Annotated in this window: 21 protein-coding genes and 1 pseudogene; 8 read left to right on the top strand and 14 right to left on the bottom strand. The window is 62.5% G+C overall.

Translation table 11 applies throughout. From position 1 onward, the window contains the following. Positions 1-7: 7 nt before the first annotated feature. Genes C4J85_RS05070 through C4J85_RS05060 form a run of 3 tightly spaced genes read right to left on the bottom strand, consistent with a single transcriptional unit; the run spans position 8 to position 2,208 of the window. A complete protein-coding gene (locus C4J85_RS05070; protein WP_124409122.1) occupies positions 8-334 on the bottom strand; it encodes a DUF3325 domain-containing protein in 327 nt (108 codons plus the stop codon). After that, complete coding sequence (locus C4J85_RS05065; RefSeq protein WP_124409121.1) at positions 335-1,909, bottom strand: PepSY domain-containing protein; 1,575 nt, start codon at positions 1,907-1,909, stop codon at positions 335-337. Then, positions 1,906-2,208 carry a DUF3649 domain-containing protein gene (locus tag C4J85_RS05060; RefSeq protein ID WP_124406358.1) on the bottom strand — a complete coding sequence of 101 codons (303 nt, stop codon included), beginning with the start codon at positions 2,206-2,208 and terminating at the stop codon, positions 1,906-1,908. Before C4J85_RS05060 ends, C4J85_RS05065 begins: the two co-directional genes overlap by 4 nt. Positions 2,209-2,377: 169 nt before the next feature. Between C4J85_RS05060 and C4J85_RS05055 the strand changes: the two genes are divergently transcribed. From C4J85_RS05055 to fecA, 3 genes are all read left to right on the top strand, one after another. Further along, positions 2,378-2,866, top strand: coding sequence for a sigma-70 family RNA polymerase sigma factor (locus C4J85_RS05055; RefSeq protein ID WP_124365938.1), 489 nt, complete (start codon positions 2,378-2,380; stop codon positions 2,864-2,866). Beyond that, entirely contained in the window at positions 2,863-3,804 is a 942-nt protein-coding gene (locus C4J85_RS05050; protein WP_124365937.1) for a FecR domain-containing protein, read from the top strand. The genes C4J85_RS05055 and C4J85_RS05050 overlap by 4 nt, the downstream gene beginning before the upstream one ends. A gap of 91 nt (positions 3,805-3,895) precedes the next feature. Further along, positions 3,896-6,232, top strand: coding sequence for a TonB-dependent Fe(3+) dicitrate receptor FecA (gene fecA, locus C4J85_RS05045; RefSeq protein WP_124409120.1), 2,337 nt, complete (start codon positions 3,896-3,898; stop codon positions 6,230-6,232). A 160-nt stretch (positions 6,233-6,392) separates the two neighbouring features. Here the strand turns inward: fecA and C4J85_RS05040 are convergent, their stop codons facing one another. Continuing rightward, positions 6,393-7,265, bottom strand: coding sequence for a LysR family transcriptional regulator (locus C4J85_RS05040; protein WP_124409119.1), 873 nt, complete (start codon positions 7,263-7,265; stop codon positions 6,393-6,395). A 104-nt stretch (positions 7,266-7,369) separates the two neighbouring features. Here C4J85_RS05040 and C4J85_RS05035 point away from each other — a divergent pair, with 104 nt between their 5' ends. Beyond that, positions 7,370-8,881, top strand: a complete 1,512-nt coding sequence (locus C4J85_RS05035; RefSeq protein ID WP_124409118.1) for an MFS transporter — start codon at positions 7,370-7,372, stop codon at positions 8,879-8,881. A gap of 56 nt (positions 8,882-8,937) precedes the next feature. Here C4J85_RS05035 and C4J85_RS05030 read toward each other — a convergent pair whose 3' ends face one another. Together C4J85_RS05030 and C4J85_RS05025 are read right to left on the bottom strand one after the other, a co-directional pair. Next, positions 8,938-9,348 carry an HPF/RaiA family ribosome-associated protein gene (locus C4J85_RS05030; RefSeq protein ID WP_016978251.1) on the bottom strand — a complete coding sequence of 137 codons (411 nt, stop codon included), beginning with the start codon at positions 9,346-9,348 and terminating at the stop codon, positions 8,938-8,940. A gap of 213 nt (positions 9,349-9,561) precedes the next feature. Beyond that, the gene (locus C4J85_RS05025; RefSeq protein ID WP_124409117.1) at positions 9,562-10,509 is read right to left on the bottom strand and encodes a LysR substrate-binding domain-containing protein; all 948 of its coding nucleotides are present in this window, start codon (positions 10,507-10,509) and stop codon (positions 9,562-9,564) included. Between the two features lie 137 nt (positions 10,510-10,646). On the opposite strand from C4J85_RS05025, the gene C4J85_RS05020 reads away from it, so the two are divergent. Together C4J85_RS05020 and C4J85_RS05015 are read left to right on the top strand one after the other, a co-directional pair. Then, on the top strand, positions 10,647-12,023 hold the full coding sequence (locus C4J85_RS05020) for an L-serine ammonia-lyase (RefSeq protein WP_124409116.1): 1,377 nt from the start codon (positions 10,647-10,649) through the stop codon (positions 12,021-12,023). Between the two features lie 325 nt (positions 12,024-12,348). Beyond that, positions 12,349-12,666, top strand: coding sequence for a DUF3509 domain-containing protein (locus C4J85_RS05015; protein ID WP_124409115.1), 318 nt, complete (start codon positions 12,349-12,351; stop codon positions 12,664-12,666). Here C4J85_RS05015 and C4J85_RS05010 read toward each other — a convergent pair. The 3 genes and pseudogenes from C4J85_RS05010 to C4J85_RS05000 all read right to left on the bottom strand — a co-directional run. Beyond that, the gene (locus C4J85_RS05010) at positions 12,663-13,151 is read right to left on the bottom strand and encodes a phosphate-starvation-inducible protein PsiE (protein ID WP_057724703.1); all 489 of its coding nucleotides are present in this window, start codon (positions 13,149-13,151) and stop codon (positions 12,663-12,665) included. The genes C4J85_RS05015 and C4J85_RS05010 overlap by 4 nt on opposite strands. A gap of 120 nt (positions 13,152-13,271) precedes the next feature. Next, entirely contained in the window at positions 13,272-13,454 is a 183-nt protein-coding gene (locus tag C4J85_RS05005) for an antitoxin (protein ID WP_124409114.1), read from the bottom strand. Between the two features lie 177 nt (positions 13,455-13,631). Next, positions 13,632-13,847, bottom strand: a pseudogene (locus tag C4J85_RS05000) (DUF6124 family protein); the annotation flags it as partial. A 320-nt stretch (positions 13,848-14,167) separates the two neighbouring features. On the opposite strand from C4J85_RS05000, the gene C4J85_RS04995 reads away from it, so the two are divergent. Beyond that, a complete protein-coding gene (locus C4J85_RS04995) occupies positions 14,168-14,428 on the top strand; it encodes a YebG family protein (RefSeq protein ID WP_003171979.1) in 261 nt (86 codons plus the stop codon). Positions 14,429-14,482: 54 nt separating this feature from the next. Here the strand turns inward: C4J85_RS04995 and C4J85_RS04990 are convergent, their stop codons facing one another. Then, a complete protein-coding gene (locus C4J85_RS04990; protein ID WP_124403169.1) occupies positions 14,483-15,502 on the bottom strand; it encodes a Glu/Leu/Phe/Val dehydrogenase dimerization domain-containing protein in 1,020 nt (339 codons plus the stop codon). A gap of 188 nt (positions 15,503-15,690) precedes the next feature. Between C4J85_RS04990 and C4J85_RS04985 the strand changes: the two genes are divergently transcribed. After that, positions 15,691-16,494, top strand: a complete 804-nt coding sequence (locus tag C4J85_RS04985; protein WP_124365929.1) for a SirB1 family protein — start codon at positions 15,691-15,693, stop codon at positions 16,492-16,494. Here the strand turns inward: C4J85_RS04985 and C4J85_RS04980 are convergent. The 4 genes from C4J85_RS04980 to hmgA form a co-directional block, all read right to left on the bottom strand. Continuing rightward, the gene (locus C4J85_RS04980) at positions 16,491-17,852 is read right to left on the bottom strand and encodes an aromatic acid/H+ symport family MFS transporter (RefSeq protein WP_124409112.1); all 1,362 of its coding nucleotides are present in this window, start codon (positions 17,850-17,852) and stop codon (positions 16,491-16,493) included. The genes C4J85_RS04985 and C4J85_RS04980 overlap by 4 nt on opposite strands. Before the next feature lie 162 nt (positions 17,853-18,014). Continuing rightward, positions 18,015-18,650, bottom strand: a complete 636-nt coding sequence (maiA, locus tag C4J85_RS04975; RefSeq protein ID WP_124409111.1) for a maleylacetoacetate isomerase — start codon at positions 18,648-18,650, stop codon at positions 18,015-18,017. Between the two features lie 13 nt (positions 18,651-18,663). After that, on the bottom strand, positions 18,664-19,950 hold the full coding sequence (fahA, locus tag C4J85_RS04970; protein WP_124409110.1) for a fumarylacetoacetase: 1,287 nt from the start codon (positions 19,948-19,950) through the stop codon (positions 18,664-18,666). A 3-nt stretch (positions 19,951-19,953) separates the two neighbouring features. After that, complete coding sequence (hmgA, locus tag C4J85_RS04965; RefSeq protein WP_124409109.1) at positions 19,954-21,237, bottom strand: homogentisate 1,2-dioxygenase; 1,284 nt, start codon at positions 21,235-21,237, stop codon at positions 19,954-19,956. Between the last annotated feature and the right edge of the window lie 88 nt (positions 21,238-21,325).

The following is a 21,325-nucleotide window of genomic DNA, read 5'->3' as shown; positions in this document are numbered from 1 at the left end:
GGGCAACTCAGAACAGGCCGAACGCCGCGACCGGGCTGGCCAGCAGGCCCACGCCCGCGAGGCTCAACGCCAGCCGTGGCCGATACGGCAGCAGCAGTACCAGCATCAAAGCGCTGAGCATCAACACCGCGCACCACTCCACCAACCCCTGGCCCCAGCCCATGGCGGCCACCGCTGGCCAGGGCGACAGCGCCAGCAGCGACCAACCGGCCGCACGCAACCCCAGACGCCGTAAAGGCGAAGGTTTGCTGCGCAGCAACTCGCCGTGATGACGGTCGATCGACAGGCACAGCGCGGTAAACCCGGCGTAGCACATGAGCAGCGCGAGCAGCATTCAGCTGGCCTCCTGTTTGAACGTCAATGCACCTGCGCGCGGCGCCTTGGACTGCGTCGCCGCACGGTGCTGCATCTTCCAGGCGGCCCAGCCCAGGAACAGGCCGCAGGCCAGGCACGTCAGGTCGAAGCCGGCCATGGCCCAGTCGCCACTCACCAGGGAAACGCCCAAATGGTGGGAGGTGGTCAGTGCATTGACCAACGGGATGGCCACCAACAGCAGCGCCCCCACGCTCAATTGCTCGACCCAAGCCGGGCGGCCGCGCCGCAACAGCGCGTGCAGCAGGCTCAGGGCCCAGGCGATAAAGAAGGCGCGCACTTCCCAGTCGGAACGCTCGGCGAAGCTCACCGGCAACAAACGGTTCGCCCAGAAGAACAGTGCGACGGCGATCACCAGGCCGGACATGCTGGCAATATTCAGCACCTCCACCAGGCGCAGCTCAAACGGCATCACGCCGGTTTTGGCGTGCTTGAGCTGGCGCTTGCCCAGCCAGATCACCAGCCCGGTGCCGATCATCGCCGTGCCGGCCAGGCCACAGACGAAGTACAGCCAGCGCAGCACCGGGCCGGCGAAATGGCCCATGTGCAAACCGTAGAAACCGCCGCCGATGACCGCCGGCAACGAGGGCTCGCCACTGGCGCGCAACAGCTCGCCCGTGGTGCCGCTGAACGATAGGCTGCTGCCGAAATCATGCACCACGCTGTCGGACCCGGCGCGGAACACATTCACCGAGGCGTTGACGTCACTCGGATTATTCACCGCCAGGCGTCCGACATGCCCACCCGCCCACTGTTGCTGCGCCTGCTGGTACATCGGCCACAATGCCAGCAAGGTGCCCGGCTGGCCGAGCGCCGGCGCATTATCGGAACTGGGGAACACCTCATTGAAGAACCCACTGCTGTCGTTGCCATACGAAGCCATGATCGGCGCCGGCATCACCATGTTCATGAAAATCACCAGGCTGCTGTAGGTGATCATCAGGTGGAACGGCAACACCAGCACGCCCACCGCGTTGTGCCCGTCCAGCCAGGAACGCTGGCCCTTGCGCGGACGGAAGGTGAAGAAGTCCTTGAAGATTTTCTTGTGGGTGATGATGCCGGTGATCAGCGCGACGAACATCACCATGGCGGCGATGGTCGACAACCAGCGGCCCCACGGGTAAGGCATTTGCAGCTGGAAGTGGAAACGGTAGAAGAATTCGCCACCCATGCTTTCACGGGCTTGCACCGCTTGGCCGCTGACCGGGTCGAGGATTTTCTGGGTGAAATTGCCGCGCTTGCCGGGCTCGACCTTGTCTTGCCACATCACCGACAGGCCGGGGTCGCGGCGGGTGGGCAAGGTGATGAACCAGCGCGCGGCGGTAGGCGCCTGTTGCTGCAGATAGCGCTGCGCCACGGCGAGGCTGCGCGCGTCGTCCAACGGGTGGGCCTGCACTTCGGGCTGCATCCAGTGGGTTATTTCGTCCTTGAAATAAGCCAGGGTGCCCGTCAGGAAAATCGCGAACAGCAGCCAGCCGAAGATCAACCCCGCCCAGGTATGCAGCCAGGCCATGGCTTGGCGAAAGCCTTCCTTCATGTGCGCGCCACCCAGAAACCGATGCCCGCCAGGGTGGCGAACAGCGCGCTTGGCAGCATCACCCCCGCCCAGGCACGCCATGCCGTGCGGCAGGCAAAACACCAGAGCACTGCCAGCAGGTAGAACACGAACGAACTCATCATGCCGGTGATCACCGCATCGGCGCGGGTCGTGGGCAGCCACAGTGCGAGGCAGATAGCGGCCAGGGAGGCCATCAGATAACCGCCGACCACCGCCGCCAGCACCCGGGAGGTGACGGCAAGGCGATAGGACGCGGGCAGTGGGGTTTTGCTGTTCATGCGACAGGCGCCAAGTTCATCAGCGCGCAATATTAATGATAAATATTCTCATAAGCAAAAGAGAACGGATGAATCACCGGCTTCGCGGATTGCCGAACCTCGTCCCCGCCCCTACAATGCGAACAATTCTTGTTCTCTAAAGCATGCCGATGCTGATGGAGTGATCCCGTTGCCACCGTCCAACACCGTCGAAGTTCTGTATAACGACCATCATCACTGGCTTACCGGCTGGTTGCGACGCAAGCTCGGCTGCCCGGAAAGCGCCGCCGACCTGGCCCAGGACACCTTCATCCGTGTACTCAGCGCACGGGAAGCGCCAACGCTGAACGAACCCCGCGCCTTTCTCACCACGGTCGCCAAGCGCGTGCTGTTCAACTTTTACCGTCGCCAGGACTTGGAACGCGCCTACCTCGATGCCCTGGCACAATTGCCGGAGCAGGTAACGCCGTCTGAGGAAGACCGCGCCATCATCCTGCAAACCCTGGTGGAGCTGGACCAATTGCTCGACGGCTTGCCGATCCAGGTCAAACGCGCCTTCCTGCTGGCCCAGCTCGATGGCCTTACCTATGCGCAAATCGGTGCCCAGCTGGGCATCTCCATTGCCACGGTCAAACGCCATCTGCATAAAGCCGCCCTGCGCTGCTACTTCGCCCTATGAATATCTCGCCCCCCGTCGCCGAACAAGCCGTGCACTGGTTGCTGAAAATGCAGCAAGGCACGCTCGACCCGCGCCAACAGGCCGCCTGGCAGCAATGGCTGGATGCGCACAGCGAGCACCAGCGCGCGTGGGACCACATCCAACGCGTCAACCAGCGCCTGCGCGGCGTGCCTTCGCCCCTGGCGCACGCGGCGTTGAATGCACCGGCGTCCAACAGCCGGCGCCAGGCGCTGAAGCTGCTGTTGCTCCTCGGCGCCGGTTCGGCGGCAGCCTGGAGCCTGCGCCAGCAGCGTATTCTGCCGCCGCTGACCGCCGACTTCCGCAGCCCCGTCGGCCAGCGCCGCACCGTGCAGTTGGCCGACGGCAGCCAGTTGCAGCTCAACACCGGCAGCGCGGTGGATGTGCATGTCGATAGCCAGCAGCGACTGATCCGCCTGCTCGAAGGTGAAATCCTGCTGACCGCCCGCGCCGGTGCCACGCCGCTGCGCGTACTCACCAGCCAGGGTCTGCTCAGCAGCCAGGCGGCGCGACTGAACGTGCGGCAGTTCAGCGACCATACTCAACTGGCGGTGCTCGACGGCCAGGTCGACGTGATGCCCAACCACTACAGCGGCCTGCCGCTGACCGTCGAGGCCGCGCATCAGGTCAATTACACCCGCAAAGGCTGGGACAGCCCTCGCCCCACTGACGCCAACAGCGGTGCCTGGGCAGACGGCATGCTGGTGGCTGCGCATATGCGCCTGGAGGATTTCCTCGGCGAACTCGGGCGCTACCGTCGCGGCCAGCTCAATTGCGACCCGCAGGTGGCAAACCTGTTGCTGTCGGGCAGCTATCCACTGGATGACAGCGAACGCATCCTCGACCTGCTGGAAGTCAGCCTGCCGGTCACCGTGCGACGCTTTACCCGCTACTGGGTGACGGTTCAGGCCCGCGCCTGAAATTATTCAGAAAAACAGTGAGCCGTTTTCCCGTCCTCGCGTGACAGAGAAGGAAAGCCACCTTGATCCTTCCTTCTCAGGACCGCCCTTCATGCCCCTGCAACCGACGCTTCTTGCCCGTACCCTGCGCCAACTCCTACTCGGCGCCAGCCTCAGCCTGACCGCGCTGCCCCCAGTGATGGCGGCCGAAGCCAAGGCCTATCACATCGCACCGACCAGCCTGGAAGCGGCCCTGAACCAGTTCGGCCGCGAAGCCGGCGTGCTGGTGTCTTTCGGCTCCGAGGTCACCGCCGGCCTGCAAAGCCCGGGCTTGTCGGGCACCTACAGCACCGCCGAAGGCCTGAATAAACTGTTGGAAGGCAGTGGCCTGCAAGCCCGTGCCGAGGGCGACAACGCCTACAGCCTGCAACCGGCCAGCGCCCCGGTTACCCTCGAACTGCAGACATCCAACGTGGTCGGCGACTGGCTCGGCGATGCGGCGCAGACCAACGTGTTCGAACACCCCGGCGCGCGCGATGTGATCCGCCGCGAAGCCTTCGAACGCCAGGGCGCGACCCAGGCCCGCGACGTGCTCAACCGCATCCCCGGCGTCAACGCCCCGGACAACAATGGCACCGGCAGCCACGACATGGCGCTGAACTTCGGTATTCGCGGGCTCAACCCACGCCTGGCGTCGCGCTCCACGGTATTGATGGACGGCATTCCCGTGCCCTTCGCACCGTATGGCCAGCCGCAACTGTCATTCGCACCGATCAGCATGGGCAACATGGACGCGGTCGACGTGGTACGCGGCGGCGGCGCGGTGCGCTACGGCCCGCAAAACGTCGGCGGCATCGTCAACTTCGTGACCCGCGCGATCCCGGATGCGCCCACCGTCAAAGGCGGCCTGCAAACCGAAACCAGCCCGTCCTCCAGCCACGACGGCTTCAAGACCACCGGCAACCTGCTGGCCGGTGGCACCGCCGACAATGGCCTGGGCGGCGCGCTCCTGTATTCCGGCACCCGTGGCGGCGACTGGCGCGAAAACAGCGACACGCGCATTGACGACCTGATCCTCAAGGGCAAATACCAACTGGACGACGCCAACAGCTTCAACGCCATGGCGCAGTACTACGAAGGCCAGGCCGATATGCCCGGCGGCTTGAACGTCAAGGACTACAAGGCTGACCCGTACCAGTCGACCCGCCCCTACGATAAGTTCTGGGGCCGCCGTACGATGGTCAACTTAGGCTACCGCTACGAGCAGGACCGCCGTGAGTTCACGGTCAACAGCTTCTTCACCAAGACGCTGCGCAGCGGTTACCTCGACCAGGGCAACTTCCTCTCGCTGTCACCGCGCGAGTACTGGGTACGCGGCCTGGAAACCCGCTTCGCCCAAGGCTTCGACCTCGGCCCCACCACACACGAGGTCGGCGTCGGCTACCGCTACATCAATGAAGCCGGCCACGAGCTGCGCTACCGCACGCCGATTGCGGCCAACCAGCAAATCCCGACCACCGACAGCCGCAACGACCGCGACACGCGCGGCGGCACCGAGGCCAATGCGTTCTTCATCGACGACCGCATCGATATCGGCAAGTGGACCCTCACGCCGGGCATTCGCTACGAGATGATCAAGTCCCAGCAGACCAACAAACTGAGCAACGTCAACTACAAAGGCGACTACAACACTGCGCTGCCGGCGTTGAACGTGCTCTACCACCTCACCGACGACTGGAACCTCTACGCCAACACTGAAGGCTCGTTCGGCAGCGTGCAGTACAGCCAGATGCCCAACCGCGTGAGCAGCGGTGAAGTGAAACCGGAAAAAGCCCGCACCTGGGAGCTCGGTACGCGCTATGACAACGGCAGCCTGCGCGCGGAAATCGGTGCGTTCCTGATCAATTTCGACAACCAGTACGACAGCAACCAAACCAATGACACCGTGATCGCACGCGGTGAAACGCGGCACCAGGGCATCGAGTCGAGCATCAACTATGCCCTCGACGGCTTGAACCCGGCACTGGCCGGCTTCGATGTGTACGCCACCTATGCGTATGTCGACGCGACCATCCGCGAAGACGGCCCGAACAAAGGCAACCGCGTGCCCTTCTCGTCCAGGCACAAAGGCACCCTCGGCGTGGGTTACACCGAAGGCCCTTGGAAGCTCAACCTGGACAGCAGCTACCAGAGCAGCCAATTCGCCGACAACGCCAACACCCAGGCCGAAAGCGCCGACGGCGCAAATGGACGCATCCCCGGCTACATGCTGTTCAGCAGCCGCGCAGCGTATGACTTCGGCCCACAGCTGTCGGACTTGAACGTGGCGGTCGGCGTGAAGAATATCTTCAACAAGCAGTACTACACGCGCTCGTTCGACGATAACAACAAGGGCAAGTACGTAGGTGAGCCGCGCACGGTGTACGTGCAAACGTCTATCGCGTTCTGACTGCCTGCCTTTGTAGATCACAACAAATCCAAATGTGGGAGGGGGCTTGCTCCCGATGGCGGAGTGTCAGTCAGTATATTTTTAACTGACCCACCGCTATCGGGAGCAAGCCCCCTCCCACATTTGGACCGAGTACCGCTTAGAGATCCGATGAGGTCTTTTAACTCCCCGCCAGGCAACTGGGGGTGGCCGCGATCAGCGCATCAATGGCGCATCGGGTCTTGGCCGGCATGTGCGGCGCCGTCGGCCAGATCACGTGGATGGGGGCTGGCTGTTCGCGGAAATCGGCCAGCACCGCCGCCAGTTGCCCGCGCAGCGCATAGTGGGCGATCAACCAACTCGGCAGCCAGGCCAGCCCCACACCCGCGATGGCCGCATCGGCCACGGCCTGGAGGTCGTCCAGCACCAAGGGCGTGACCAACCGCGAGCGATGGGCGCTGTTGCTGCGGTAAGCAATACCACGATGAGCCGACAAGTCTTCGATAAAGGCGATGGGCCCCCTGCGCTGCAAATACACGGGCGACGCCGCCAAGCCCATGACCTGCTCGCCCAGGCGCCGCGCACTCAAGCGGTCGGTATCCGGCAGCGGGCCGATGCGCACGGCGATATCGAAGCCTTCCTGCACCAGATCGGTCATGCGGTCGGAGAAACTGATCTCGATCTCCAATTGTGGATAGCGGTCCATCAAGCCCCACAACGCAGGCGCGGCATAGTGGTGACCAAACGCCAGCGGCAAACTCGCCCGCAAGCGCCCGCGTGGCTGGTGACGGCCGCTTTCCAGCACCGACTCGGCCGCCTCCAGCTCTGCCAGCGCGCGCAGACAGTGCTCGTAGTACGCCTGCCCATCCTCGGTCAGACGCTGGCGGCGCGTAGAGCGTTGCAACAGGCAAGTGCCCAGCCGCGCTTCCAACCGCGCCAGGCCCTTGCCCACTGCCGAACGGGTGAGATTCAGGCGCTCGGCGGCTGCGCTCAGGCTGCCGCTCTCGACGATCTGCACGAACAGTTCGACGCCATCGAAACGTGGGGTGGTCATACTAATTTGTCGCCCTGCATTCCCTTATCCTTGGAAAAATCATCGCAAATGAAGAATCAAATTCCCGAGAGAATAATCCCTCCCACTCTCGAAAGGAACATCCCATGCCACCCGTCGCCACGCTATCGGCCCTCAGCCCACCGCATGTCGCCAGAAACGGCCTGGCGCTCACCGCCGTGTGCCTTGTGGCCCTGATGTTCGGCCTGGAAATCTCCAGCGTGCCGGTCATCCTGCCCACCCTGGAACGCGAACTGGGCACGGGGTTTCAAGATGCCCAATGGATCATGAATGCCTACACCCTGGCCTGCACCAGCGTGCTGATGGCGGCGGGCACCCTGGCCGATCGCTTTGGCCGTCGACGCATGCTGGTGCTGTGCCTGTGGGTCTTCGGTCTGGCCTCGCTGGCCTGCGGCTTGGCCAACGACGCATCGACGCTGATCGTGGCGCGTTTCGTCCAGGGCATCGGCGCCGGCGCGATGATGATCTGCCAGTTCGCGATACTGTCGCACTTGTTTCGGGAACCGGCGGCACGCGCCCGGGCATTTGCGATCTGGGGCGTGATTGCCGGAGTGGGCCTGGGGTTCGGGCCGATGGTCGGTGCGCTAATCCTGGCAGTCGCGGACTGGCGCTGGGTATTTCTCGCGCATGTGCCGCTCACCCTGCTCACCTTGGTGCTGTTGCGCATCAGCGTGCAGGAATCCCGCGACCCGGCCAGCCATCGCCTCGATATCGCCGGCATGCTGACCTTGACGCTGGCGGTGTTCGCCCTGGTGTATTTCATCACCCAGGGCACCGAGCACGGCTTCGCCACACCGGGCATGCTCGGCTGGGCGGGTTTGGCGCTGGTGGCGTTGCTGCTGTTCATCGTGGTTGAAAAGCGCAGCGCCCATCCGATGTTCGATTTTTCGGTGTTGCGCATCCAGCGCTTCACCGGTGCACTGATGGGCTCGATCGGCATGAACTTCAGCTTCTGGCCGTTCATGATCTACCTGCCGCTGTATTTCCAGGCGGGCCTGGGCTACGACACCCTGACCACTGGCGGCGCCCTGCTCGCCTACACCTTGCCCACCTTGCTGGTGCCGCCGCTGGCCGAGCGCCTGGCCCTGCGCTACGGTGCCGAACGCATCATCCCCGTGGGCCTGGCGACTATGGGTGCGGGATTTCTGGCAATGGCCGCCGCCAATGGCGTCGCGCAGCCAAGCACGCTGCTGGTGCTGCTCAGTTGCGTGATCGCCGGCATCGGCCTGGCGCTGACCAACTCGCCCACCACCAACACCACCACAGGCGCCGTCTCGGCTGATCGCGCGGGCATGGCCTCGGGTATCGACTTCAGCGCACGGCTGATCACCCTGGCGCTCAACATCGCGTTGATGGGCTTGGTGCTGTTGCTGGGGATTGGTCATTACCTGGCCGAGGTCATGCCGCCAAGCACGGCAATAGATTGGCCGGCCCTCAGCCAGCACATCGCGGCGGGCAAGCTGGACGCGCCGGGGTTGGTGTTCGACGAGACCCGGGCGGCGCTGCGCAACGGCGCCGGCTGGGCCATGCTCTTTGCAGGGTTGGGTGCTTGCGGGCTGGCGATGCTTAGCGGGTATTTCTTCAAACAGCGCCGTTAAACGAAAAACGGGCCTGCATGCGCAGGCCCGTTTTCAATGGGGAGTGAAAAAAACCATCAGCCGTTGAACACGGCCCGTTCTTTTTCCAGAAACTCCTGTTCAAGCTCATCTTCATTGACTTTGGTGGTCGGCTGGTTTTTACCGGCAGCGCGGGGCTTGCCTTGCAGTTTGCCGAACAGATGCTCCAGCGCGTGGTCGAGCTTGGTGGCCGCGCCATCGATCGCTTGTTCCAGCGTATCGGCCTTGTGCAGCACCGAAAGCGGTTGGTGCCCTTTTGGCCGGGCCTCCAGGCGGCAGCTTAAATCGTGGGGACCGGGCTTGTCGCCGTTCTCATCCCGCAGGTAGACCTCGACACGGGTCAGGTCTTCTTCATAACGTTCGAGCGTGCTCTCAATGGTAGTACGTACCCACTCCTCCAGTCGGATGCTGCTTTCAATATGGTTATCGCTATTGACTTGGATTTGCATAGTTCTTCCCTTATTTCAGCTAGCTCGCCAGAGATCACAAACTGCAACACCGGGGTGGTGAAACCATGACCTCCTGATTACACAATTGAGCACTCGCTGAAACAATTCAACCCCTTTGCAAAGATAAATCCTACATTACAAATTAACCCTGACGACAAGCAAAAACGCTGTTAGGGTGGGGAGTTAGTTACATCTTCTTACCCCTGAATATCCTCACAATTGCCCCGCTCCCATTGGGTGCAGTGCCCGGAAAATCCCCGCCTCCTCCACCAGCCAATCATGCACCGCGCGCACGCCCGGATGGTTCAAGGCGCCTGGCGCGTACAGCAGCACGTAGCGTTTGTGGTTGGGCACGGCCAGGCCGAACGGCACGATCAGGCTGCCGCGTTCCAGTTCATCATTGAGCAATGTGCGTCGCGCAATCGCGACGCCCATACCGGCGATGGCGGCTTCGATGGTCAGGTGGTTGCGGTTGAAGGTGTGCCCGCGGCGTACATCGGCGTCCTGGTAACCAATGGCATTCAGGTAAAACTCCCACTCGGCATACTCATAACTCCCACGCCAGGCGGTGATGTCGTGCAACAGCGGGAAATGCACCAGGTCCGCCGGCCCATGCAGCGGCGGGCGCCCGCGTAGCAGGCTGGGGGCGCAGACCGGAAAGATCTGTTCGTCCAGCAGCGCTGTGGATAAAAGGCCTGGGTAGCTACCGTCGTTCAGGTCGATGGCCAGGTCGAAGTCGCCCTCGTGCAGGGCGATGCTGCTGTCTTCGGCGACCAGGCGCAGTTGAATGTCTGGAAAGCGCTGCTGCAAGCGTGGCAGACGCGGGGTCAGCCACTTGCCAAGAAACGACGGGATCGAACGCAGGCGCAAGGTGCCGCTGATCATCCCAGCGTCCAGACGCTGTAATTCGGCGTCAATGCTGCCATAGGCCTCCCCCACCACCGTCGCCAGCCGCTGCCCTTCGGCGCTGAGCTCCACGCCCCTGGCGCGCCTGTGAAACAGTCGAAAGCCCAGGCGCTCCTCCAACTGGCGAATCTGCTGGCTCACCGCCCCCGGCGTGATGTGCAGTTCTTCGGCGCAGCGGGTGAACGACAAATGCCGTGCAGCGCATGAAAACACATGCAGCCAGACATACGTCTGGCCATGAAGGGGACGGATCATAGCGTTTAGTCCTGCTAAAGAGTGTCTTAGGATAATTCGTTGGTCAGTGCCGATCCAGAGGCTCAGTATCGCGTCAATTCCGCCTGTTCTACAAAACATGGCAGCGATTTCTACTCCATTGCTTGTAAGGCTTTAGCATGGCTATCAGTGTTTTCGATCTATTCAAGGTGGGCATTGGCCCGTCCAGCTCCCATACCGTCGGCCCGATGCGCGCTGCGGCGACCTTTGCCCAGGCATTGACCGACCAAGGGTTGCTCAGTGAAACCCGCCGCGTCGAAGTGCGTTTATACGGTTCGCTGTCAGCTACCGGCGTCGGCCACGCCACCGACCGCGCCTGTGTGATGGGCTTGATGGGCGAATGGCCGGATCGCATCGACCCCACCTCGATCAACGCACGCATCCAGCAACTGCGCGAGTCCGGCCAACTGCTTCTCGCCGGCCAGCAGAACATTGCCTTCGACTGGCACACCGACCTGTTGCTGCTGGATGAAAGCCTGCCCTACCACCCCAACGCCATGTCCCTGCACGCCTATGGCGACGGCGGCCTGCTAAGCGAGCAAACCTATTATTCGGTGGGCGGTGGTTTCATCATCGAAGCTGCCGAAGCCGCATCGGGCATTGCGCCGACCAGCGATGTGCAATTGCCCTACGACTTTTCCAGCGCCGCTGAACTGCTGGCCTTGTGCAACCAGCACGGCCTGCGGGTTTCGCAGTTGATGATGGCCAACGAACGGGCGTGGCGCAGCGACGCAGACATCCGCAGCGGCCTGCTGCATATCTGGTCGGTGATGCGCGAGTGCGTGGAACAAGGCCTGCGCGATGAAGGCATTCTGCCCGGCGGCCTGGATGTACCGCGTCGCGCTGCGAAATTGCACCGCAGCCTGTTGGAAATCGGCAAGCCCAACGTGATCACTTCGACCTTATCAGCCATGGAGTGGGTCAACCTGTTCGCCCTCGCCGTCAACGAAGAAAACGCCGCTGGCGGACGCATGGTCACCGCACCGACCAATGGCGCGGCAGGGATCATCCCGGCGGTGCTGCATTACTACATGAAGTTCAACGCCGACGCGTGCGATGACGACGTCGTCAATTTCTTTCTGGCTGCCGCCGCCGTCGGCATCCTCTGCAAGAAGAACGCCTCGATCTCCGGTGCCGAAGTCGGCTGCCAGGGCGAAGTCGGCTCGGCCTGCGCCATGGCCGCCGCCGGGCTGGCAGAGATCCTCGGCGCTACACCTGAGCAACTGGAAAACGCCGCCGAAATCGGCCTGGAACACAACCTCGGCCTGACCTGTGACCCTGTTGGCGGGCTCGTGCAGGTGCCGTGCATCGAGCGCAACGCCATCGCGGCGGTCAAAGCGATCAATGCCACCCAAATGGCCCTGCGCGGCGACGGCAAGCACTTCATTTCCCTCGACCGGGTGATCCGCACCATGCGCGATACCGGCGCCGACATGCATGACAAATACAAAGAAACGTCACGGGGCGGCCTGGCGGTCAGCTGGGTGGAGTGCTGACCGGGATGACTGCGCCGTCAGCGGTCGTTTTTTGCGTACTGCCCTGAAACGGATCACCGTTCCCAGGCACAACCTGTATCAAATGTGGGAGGGGGCTTGCCCCCGATAGCGGTGTGTCAGCCAATAAATGCTCGGCTGGAAGACCACTATCGGGGGCAAGCCCCCTCCCACATGGGTTGCTGATCGTCTGGCAGAGCGCTGTACGGCACGGCCCTTGCTGTACAGCCTCTGAGGAAAACGGACTTTGGCCGGTGGTCAGGCACCACGAACTATTCCCGACACCGGTCGTCAATGACTGCATGTTCTTATCAGGCGGTAACGCACCATGGACAACCCTTTTCAGATCATCACCGACACCTTCAGCCCCCAATACCGCGTCAACCTGAGCATCCAGCGGCTGGACGGCAGCATCATGCTCACGCTCTCCGATGAAAGCGGCGTAGTGGCCAAACGCATGATCAGCGCCGAACAACGCAACGACCCGCAACGGCTCAAGCGCCTGGTGCAGAGCATCCAGTTCGGCATCGCCATCGAGCAGGGTCACAGCGCCATGGAAATCCTCGCGGTAATGACGGATGGCGACAATCACGAGCTCTTGCAGCGCCCGCCCACCCGTAGCCTGCCGTTCAGCGTCGGGCTTTAAAGCTCGCCCTTCTCGGTTTCCAGGCTCGCCTCGCCCTTGCGACGCGGGCCTTCGACCTTCACCGACGGAAAGGCCGACGACGCGTAGCGCACCACTAGGATCGCGAAGGCCAGCAGCAGAATCCCACCGCACAGGTAGATAATGCCCACATCCGGCGGGTTGTGATGGGACACGTTGGAGATCAGCAGACGCGTCAGCGCGGTGATCGCCACGTAGATCAGGAAGCGCACCGGCATGTGGTTGGTCTTGAAATAAATCCCGACCATGGCGCCCAATTCCAGGTAGATGAACAGCAGCAAGATGTCATCGATCTTGATATGCCCGTTCTCCAGCATCCCGAGAAACTCCATCACCGCCGCCCAGGCAGTGACCGCCCCGATGGCGAACAGCGCCAGGTAGTGGAACGACTCCACAAACAGATTGCCCAGCGACTCGGCCAGCCCATGGACTTGCTGGCGCAGCTTTTCGGCCCAGTTGATTTTCACGATGATGTTTCCTTAGGTCGGCTCGACCGGATAATGCGGGAGGGACGTGACGGTTGTTCTGCATGCAGAAAAAAGGCCAGAGGCCGGGTAGTGAGATGGTGGCAGGCTGATATTAGGCACTTAATCGGCTTGATGGAGTGAAAGCTTCGACTCGATGAGTGCGTTCATCTCGCTCATGACTTCTTCATGAGAAATGCCTGAGCATGGGTCATCCAAGGCTTTTTGCACCTTGGCTCGAAACCATTGGTCGTAGGCCGAATCGTCATCCCTGCTTTGAGGGCTTTCAAAACACTCATTTTTCATATGAACGCCTCTTGTGTGGCGAGGGAGCTTGCTCCCGATGGGGTGCGCAGCGCCCCCAATGCCTGTCACTGTGATCTCTCTCGAAGTACACCTTTGCCTGAATTGGGGCTGCTGCGCAGCCAGCGCGAGCAAGCTCGCTCGCCACAACCAACTCGCTCGGCAAAGGTGTTGAGGGCCTCAGACGGGCGCGACTTGTTCCAGCGCCCGGTCCACCAACAAACCGCCTAGTTCTAACAGTTGGTGAATAGCTAACGCCAAGCTTCGTTGAGGACCTTCAAGGTCGAAGGCCAGCGTGTCGGCCATTTCACGGGCGCTGTTCAAGGTTTCACTGGCGTTGGCCAGCAAAGTTTCCGTGTCATTGTTAGGGGTTACACTGAAAAGCGTGACAGGCGGCTCTGGATTCAGATGGTCGGTATTGACTGAGGTATTTCTTTCCATGGTACGACTCCAAAAGTAAACACGTAGGTTCTCCTTCCCTTAAATCGAGCCGCCAAGCTCGGCCATGCGAATGCACAGCCCGTGAAAAGTAAATCACCGTAGGATTGCGCAGCAACCCCAACGTGCTGTGCGAAATTTCCGCTGTAGCAAACCCCCATTTCCCAACTACATTAAAAACCTACTATCCAAACCCCCGCGTTTGGCTTATGCTTTTCGCTGTATATAAATACAGTAGTCGCAAAAGACAACTATCGTGAAGGCATGTGAGGTGGTGAATGGCCGTCGAAGTGGTATACCGCAGCAGCCGAGATCTGGAGCGTTTGTTCATGGATAAAGCCGAAGCTGACCGTCATGACAAAATGCTTGAACTCGCTGAGTTGCTGGCAGAAGTGTTGCAAAAAGCCGTGCCGTCCTTGAGCGAGCAGCAGGTGGAGGAAGCCGGGATCTACATGGCGAAGAACCGCGATGTATTTGCCAAGGCGTTCAAGAGCCAACCGGATGCGTTGTCCGAGTTGCTGAACGCGGCGGCGGAATAAAGCCCGAATTGAACAGGCCCTGAATCATGGATTCAGGGCCTTTTTAATGCCTGGTCATTGGTACAGCAGGCGCTCGGCGAGTTCGTCTGCGACCCGTGCCGGGGAGCGTTTTTCGGCTTGGGCATGGGCGTAGACTTCGGTCAGGCGCTTGCCGATGTTGGACAGGTGCGCGGTGATGCTCGCCAGCTCGGCGCCGCTGTGTTTGAGCGCGACGTAGATCAGGCCGCCGGAATTGATTACGTAGTCCGGGGCGTAGAGGATGCCGCGCCCTTCCAGTTGGTCGGCCACTTGCAGGTTGGTCAACTGCGCGCTGGCGGAGCCGGCCACGGCGGCGCAGCGCAGTTGGCCGACGCTCTGGCGATTGAACACCGCACCCAGGCCGCAAGGCGCGAGGATATCGCAGGGCGTGCTGAGCAAAGCGTCGTTGGCGATGGGGTGGGCACCCAATTGCTCCATGGCCAGTTGCACCTTGCCATGGTCGATGTCGCTGACCAACAGTTCGGCACCCGCCGCGTGCAGTTGTTCGGCCAGGGCGTAACCGACATTGCCCAGGCCCTGCACCGCCACGCGCAGGCCTTCGAGGTTGTCGCTGCCCAAGCGGGCCATGGCGGTGGCGCGGATGCCGGTGAACACCCCCATGGCCGCATGCGGTGCAGGGTCGCCGGCGGCCGTGGTGCTGGTGACGAACCGGGTGTGTTGGGCGATGCAATCCATGTCGGCGACCGAGGTGCCGCTGTCGATGGCGGTAATGTAGCGCCCGCCCAGTTGCTCCACACAGCGACCGAAGGCTTCAAACAGGCTTGCGCGGCTCTCCACATGGGCGGGGCGCAGGATCACCGCCGTGCCGCCGCCCACCGGCAAGCCCGCCAAAGCGGCCTTGTAGCTCATGCCTTGAGCCAGGCGCGCGGCATCCGCCATGGCACTTTCATCATCGGGGTAGGCAAGATAGCGACAGCCGCCCAAAGCCGGGCCCAGGCGGCTGTTATGAATGGCGATGATCGCCTTCAGCCCGCTCACCGGGTCGACGCTCAGGTGCAGCGATTCCAGGCGGGTGCTGTGCATGAGCGCAAACATCGTCGTGCTCCCGAATCACTTCTGGTAGTGGCCCAAGTATAGGCTGACAACAGCAAACTGCTCGATCGCACTGGAATAAGCGTCCCCGTTTCGTGGGACCCGCGGCATAAGAGCGTGGGATATTTACTTAAGATGCTGGACGAAAATTCGCAGCAAGGCTAAAACGAGGGCATCCGCCGGAGAATGCAATGAATCCCCGCACAGCCTTTTTCGCCTGCCTGGACCGTTCACCCCCTGCGCTGTTCGAAGCCGCGCTGTGGATTGCGGCCGAGCATGATGCTGGCGTACAGCCACAACTGATCCTGCAGGCGTTCGGCCTGCTGCAACAACAGGTCAGCCTGGGCATGCCCACGTTGCCGGCCGATGAACTGGGCCAGCCGCTGCTGCGCTGCATGAACGACCTTGGCTTTGCCCAGGATGACTTCACCCCGCTGCGCCCCGCCGCCGCGTTGCTGGACAAGGTATTGCAACGTAAACGCGGGCAACCCCTGGCCCTGGGCCTGATCGCGCTGGAGCTGGCGCGGCGCCTGGAGATTCCCCTGGTCGGGGTGAATTTCCCCGGCCACTTCCTGCTGCGGGTACCCGGCGCCGATCACCTGCTGGACCCCTGCGGCGGTCGGCGGCTGTACCCCAACGACTGTCGCGAACTGCTGCACCGCCAGTACGGAGCCAATCTCAAACTGCAGGCAGAGCACCTGCACAGCGCCGATCCGCGCGCGATCCTGCAGCGGCTGTCACGTAACCTGCGCCAGCTGTACCTGGCCAACGACGAACCACTGGCCGCCCTGATGGATGCCGAACGTGTGCTCGAGCTGGGCAATGCCAGCGCCGCCGACTACCTGGCGCGGGCCAGCCTGTATCAGCGCCTGGACTGCCCGAGCGCCGAACGCTTTGACTTGGAACACGCGCTGATGCTCAGCGAAGACCCTATCCAGCGCCTGCGCCTGACCGAGCGGCTGGGGCACCTGCCGCCCAATTCCGTGGTGCATTAGGGCGCCTTGAGCAGGTCGCCCGGCGACGGCTTCATGGCTTCGCTCGTACCTGGCGACCGCACCTGAATAATCAAAAGCGCAGCAATCACCGCTGGAATCGCACAGAAGAAGAAAATCTGCTGCACCGGAATATGCATCGCCAGCAGCAGGCTGCCGAACAACGGCCCCAGGATCGAGCCGAATCGCCCCACCCCCAATGCCCAGCCCGTACCGGTGGCGCGCACGTGCGCCGGGTAGAAATTACTGGCGAACGCATTGAGGGTCAGTTGCCCGCCGATGATGCAGAACCCGGCGGCAAACACGCACGCCACCAGATAACGCGAATTGTCATGGTTCAGGCCCAGCAGCACCGTGCACACCGCCGCCGCTGCCAGCACAGCGGACAACAGGCGCACTTTGCTTTTCAGCCGATCGGCGAACCAGGCCATGCCGATAGCGCCCAATGTACCGGCGAACAGGAACATCGAGGTCACCAGGTTGGCCTGGTTCAACGCCAGCCCGCTTTCGAGCAACAGCGACGGCAGCCAGCTGATCATGAAATACAGCAGGATCAGGCTGACGAAAAAGGTCGCCCAGATCAGCACCGTGGGGCGCGCGTAGCCGTTACGGAACAGCTCCACCACGGTCAACCGGCTGCCCTGCTCCTGGCGATTCTGTGCCTCGCTCGCCAGGGGCGCCCGCCAATCGGGCAACATGCGCGCCGTGACCTTGTGCAAGCGCGCATAGGGCGGCGCATCGCGCAGCAGGCGCGGCAGGGATTCGGGCAACCGCCACACCAGGAACGGAAACAACAGCAGCGGCGTAACACCGCCCGCCAGGAACACCGCCTGCCAACCGAAACCGTCGATAAACCCCGCCGCCACAAACCCACCGGCCGCGCCGCCGAACGAGAAGCCACAGGCTGCCAGGGTCACCATCAGGGTGCGCATGCGTGGCGGCGAATATTCCGACATCAAGGCCATGGCGCTGGGCATCGCGCCGCCCATGCCGATGCCGCAGATAAAGCGTGCGGCCATCAGCGTGGTCAGGGAGTTGGCGAACACCATCAATACCGTGAGGCTGGCGTAGATAAGCACACAGCCCAGCAGGATGCGCCGCACACCGAACCGATCCGCCAGTGGCGTCACCAGCAGCGAGCCCACTGTGAGGCCGAGCAGGTTGGCGCTGAACACCGGGCCGAACGCGGCTTTTTCCAGGCCCCAGTCCTTGGCCAATGCCGGCACGACATAGCCGAGCACCTGGGCGTCGTAGCCATCGGTCACCAGCAGCAATGCCAGTAGCAGGAGAATCAACCACTGATAGCGCGACACCGGACGGGCGTCGAGTGCCGCGCGAAAGCTGGCAATCTGATTGTGCATCGCAAGGTACCTTTCATTATTTTTATTGGCTGGCGCTGATCAAAAACTGTGGGAGGGGGCTTGCTCCCGATGGCGGTGTGTCAGTCGACATATTCATAGCTGGCACACCGCTATCGGGGGCAAGCCCCCTCCCACATTTTGTTTCTGTGCAAGTTATGGGAATTATGGTGTGTCAGGTTGATTGGCCGGGTGCGCCTGCACGAACGCCGGATGCTGCGCCGCCAGTGCGGCCACCCGCCCGATACGCGGGTACGCCGCCAACGGCACCTTGAAACGCTCGGCTGCATACAGCTGCGGAATCAGGAACGCATCGGCCATGCCCGGCTGCTCGCCAAAGCAGAACCCGTGATCGCCAATCAACTGCTCCACCGCACCGAGGCCCTGGCTGATCCAATGCGCGATCCACTCAAGCAATTGCGCCTCATCATGGCCCCACTGGCGCAGCAGGTTCTGGGTGCTGGAGTTGTGCAACGGGTGGATATCACAGGCGATGATCGACGCCACGGCGCGTTCGTGGGCACGCGCCGCCAGGTCTTTGGAGAGCAGCGGTACCTGGGGATAACGTTCCTCCAGGTATTCGACGATTGCCTGGGACTGAATCAACAGGCCACCCTCATCGCTGCGCAGCGCCGGCACACGCCCTTGTGGATTGATCGCCAGGTACTCGGGCTGGTGATTGGCGCCGCCAGCCGGCACCAGCAGGTTGACCGGCACCGCCGTGAAGTTCAGGCCCTTGAGTGCCAGGGCGATGCGCACCCGGTAGGACGCGGTCGAACGATAGTACGTATAGAGTTCCATCACCCCCGCCCCCTCAGCGTGCGCCGACCACGGTGCCACGGCATTCGCCGAAACCGATGGAGGCAAAACCTTCGCGGTTGCAGCGCGCACGCAGGATGATTTCATCGCCGTCTTCGAGGAATTTACGCACCTCGCCGGAGGCCAGCTCAATCGGTTTTTTGCCGCCTTCAGTGATCTCCAGCAGGCTGCCGAACTGCCCCGGCTGCGGCCCCGACAACGTGCCCGAGCCAAACAGGTCACCGGCTTGCAACTGGCACCCATTGACACTGTGGTGCGCAACCATTTGCGCCACGGTCCAGTACATATGCTGGGTGTTGCTCAGGGTCAGGCGATGGGCCGGCAGGTTCTGTTCACGCATCGATGCGGTGGTCAGCAGCACTTCCAGCTCGATATCGAAGGCGCCCGCCTTTTGATCGCGAGGGTCCAGCAGGTAGGGCAACGGCTGCGGATCGCCTTCGGGCCGCGGCGGTTGCGCCTTGCGGAACGGCTCCAACGCTTCGGCCGTGACTACCCAGGGCGAGATGCTGGTGATGAAGCTCTTGGACAGGAACGGCCCGAGCGGCTGGTATTCCCAGGCTTGGATATCGCGTGCCGACCAGTCGTTGAGCAGGCAGAAACCGGCGATATGTTCGGCCGCATCGCCGATGGCAATCGCGTCGCCCATGGTGTTGCCCTGGCCGATCCAGATGCCCAGTTCCAGTTCATAGTCCAGGCGGGCGCAGGGGCCGAAGGTGGGCTCGGCCTGGCCGGCCGGCAGTGTCTGGCCCTTGGGGCGGCGCACATCCGTACCCGAGGGACGAATGGTCGAGGCGCGGCCGTGATAGCCAATCGGCACGTACTTGTAGTTGGGCAACAGCGGGTTGTCGGGACGGAACAGTTTGCCGACGTTCTGCGCGTGTTCGATGCCGACGTAGAAGTCGGTGTAATCATTGATTTTGGCCGGCAGGTGCATCTGGCAATCGGCGGCACGGTGCAACACCTGCGCCTCACGGGTTTGCAGCTTGCTGTCTTCGGCGAGCAGTTCCAGCAGGCGCTCGCGCAAGGCTACGCGTGGGCCGCGGCCGAGTTCGAAAAAGGCGTTCAACTGGCCGCCCGCAGTCGCCTCGACCGCACGCCGCGCTTCACCGTCAAATTCATCCAGGGCGGCGTGCAGGTCAAGGATCGCGTCGCCAATCGCCACGCCACTGCGCGGCGCCGAGCCGTTGATGCTGAACACCCCCAGCGGCAGGTTCTGCAGGGGGAAATCCGCGTGACCGTTGGCGCAGGCGACCCAGCTGCGGGTCTGTGTGGGTTGAGTCATGGGTTATCTCCGATTCGGGTTGAAGGTGGCGGGCAGCGAAGCCCAGCACGCGTCATAAGCGGGTTGCAGTTGCGGGCATTCCAGGGCGAACTGGGTGGGGCGCAGCACCTGGCTGGTTTCGAACATGAATGCCATGGTGTTATCGATCTTGTGCGGCGCCAGCTCGGCATTGATCGCCTTGGTACAGGTCTCGCCGTCCGGGCCATGGGCGCTCATGCAGCTGTGCAGCGACGCGCCGCCGGGCAGGAATCCCTCGGCCTTGGCGTCGTAGGCGCCCTGGATCAGGCCCATGTATTCGTTCATCAGGTTGCGGTGGAACCACGGCGGGCGGAAGGTGTTCTCGGCCACCATCCAGCGCGGCGGGAAGATCACGAAGTCGAGGTTGGCCAGGCCGTGCACGCTGGTGGGCGAGGTCAATACGGTGAAGATCGACGGGTCCGGGTGATCGAAACTCACCGTGCCGAGGGTATTGAAGCGACGCAGGTCGTACTTGTACGGCACGTTATTGCCGTGCCAGGCGACCACGTTCAGCGGCGAATGGTCGAGCTCGCAAGCCCAGAGTTCGCCGAGGAATTTCTGCACCAGCGTGGTCGGCTGCTTGAGGTCTTCGTAGTGGGCGACCGGGCTGAGGAAGTCGCGCGGATTGGCCAGGCCGTTGCTGCCGATGGGGCCCAGGTCTGGCAGGCGCAGCGGTGCGCCATGGTTTTCGGCGACGTAACCGCGCGCCTGGGCATCGAGCAGTTCGACGCGGAACTTGAGCCCGCGTGGCAGTACCACAATCTCCAGCGGCTCGACCTCCAGCACGCCCAGTTCCGTGGCGATCCGCAAACGGCCCTGTTCGGGCACGATCAACAGTTCGCCGTCGGCATTGAAGAACACGCGCTCCATCGAGCGGTTGGCGCGGTAGGTGTGGACGCTGATGCCTGACGGCCTTTGCGACGCCGCGTTGGCGACCATGCCTACGAGCCCGTCGATAAAGTCAGTCGGCTCGCCTGGGATGTCCAGCGGGTTCCAGCGCAGCCGGTTCGGCGTCACCGCGCCCAGAGGTCCGCCGGCCAACTGCCGCTCCAATTTGCTAAAGGCCGGGTGATTGGCCGATGGCTGGATGCGGTACAGCCAGGTACGCCGGGCTTCGCTGCGCGCCATGGTGAACGCGGTGCCGGAGAACAGTTCGGTGTACAGCCCGTAGGGCGCTTTCTGCGGCGAGTTCTGGCCGACGGGCAGCGCGCCGGGCAGGGCTTCGCTGGCGAATTCATTGCCGAAGCCCGACAGGTATTCGAGGTTCATGGAGCATCCTCTGGGGGTCAGTTGTTTTTATCGTAATCCAGTTACGCTTAACGTAATTTGATCACCATGGACCGTCAAGCTATAAAGA

Source organism: Pseudomonas sp. R4-34-07 (assembly GCF_003852375.1).
Lineage (GTDB): Bacteria > Pseudomonadota > Gammaproteobacteria > Pseudomonadales > Pseudomonadaceae > Aquipseudomonas.
Note: the sequence above shows the minus strand (reverse complement) of the source record. Positions and strands in the feature narration are given on the sequence as shown.

Coding starts and splice junctions, on each gene's coding strand:
- C4J85_RS05070 (WP_124409122.1), bottom strand. CDS start 334: ATGCTGCTCGCGCTGCTCATGTGCTACGCCGGGTTTACCGCGCTGTGC.
- C4J85_RS05065 (WP_124409121.1), bottom strand. CDS start 1,909: ATGAAGGAAGGCTTTCGCCAAGCCATGGCCTGGCTGCATACCTGGGCG.
- C4J85_RS05060 (WP_124406358.1), bottom strand. CDS start 2,208: ATGAACAGCAAAACCCCACTGCCCGCGTCCTATCGCCTTGCCGTCACC.
- C4J85_RS05050 (WP_124365937.1), top strand. CDS start 2,863: ATGAATATCTCGCCCCCCGTCGCCGAACAAGCCGTGCACTGGTTGCTG.
- fecA (WP_124409120.1), top strand. CDS start 3,896: ATGCCCCTGCAACCGACGCTTCTTGCCCGTACCCTGCGCCAACTCCTA.
- C4J85_RS05040 (WP_124409119.1), bottom strand. CDS start 7,265: ATGACCACCCCACGTTTCGATGGCGTCGAACTGTTCGTGCAGATCGTC.
- C4J85_RS05035 (WP_124409118.1), top strand. CDS start 7,370: ATGCCACCCGTCGCCACGCTATCGGCCCTCAGCCCACCGCATGTCGCC.
- C4J85_RS05030 (WP_016978251.1), bottom strand. CDS start 9,348: ATGCAAATCCAAGTCAATAGCGATAACCATATTGAAAGCAGCATCCGA.
- C4J85_RS05025 (WP_124409117.1), bottom strand. CDS start 10,509: ATGATCCGTCCCCTTCATGGCCAGACGTATGTCTGGCTGCATGTGTTT.
- C4J85_RS05020 (WP_124409116.1), top strand. CDS start 10,647: ATGGCTATCAGTGTTTTCGATCTATTCAAGGTGGGCATTGGCCCGTCC.
- C4J85_RS05015 (WP_124409115.1), top strand. CDS start 12,349: ATGGACAACCCTTTTCAGATCATCACCGACACCTTCAGCCCCCAATAC.
- C4J85_RS05005 (WP_124409114.1), bottom strand. CDS start 13,454: ATGAAAAATGAGTGTTTTGAAAGCCCTCAAAGCAGGGATGACGATTCG.
- C4J85_RS04995 (WP_003171979.1), top strand. CDS start 14,168: ATGGCCGTCGAAGTGGTATACCGCAGCAGCCGAGATCTGGAGCGTTTG.
- C4J85_RS04990 (WP_124403169.1), bottom strand. CDS start 15,502: ATGTTTGCGCTCATGCACAGCACCCGCCTGGAATCGCTGCACCTGAGC.
- C4J85_RS04985 (WP_124365929.1), top strand. CDS start 15,691: ATGAATCCCCGCACAGCCTTTTTCGCCTGCCTGGACCGTTCACCCCCT.
- C4J85_RS04980 (WP_124409112.1), bottom strand. CDS start 17,852: ATGCACAATCAGATTGCCAGCTTTCGCGCGGCACTCGACGCCCGTCCG.
- maiA (WP_124409111.1), bottom strand. CDS start 18,650: ATGGAACTCTATACGTACTATCGTTCGACCGCGTCCTACCGGGTGCGC.
- fahA (WP_124409110.1), bottom strand. CDS start 19,950: ATGACTCAACCCACACAGACCCGCAGCTGGGTCGCCTGCGCCAACGGT.
- hmgA (WP_124409109.1), bottom strand. CDS start 21,237: ATGAACCTCGAATACCTGTCGGGCTTCGGCAATGAATTCGCCAGCGAA.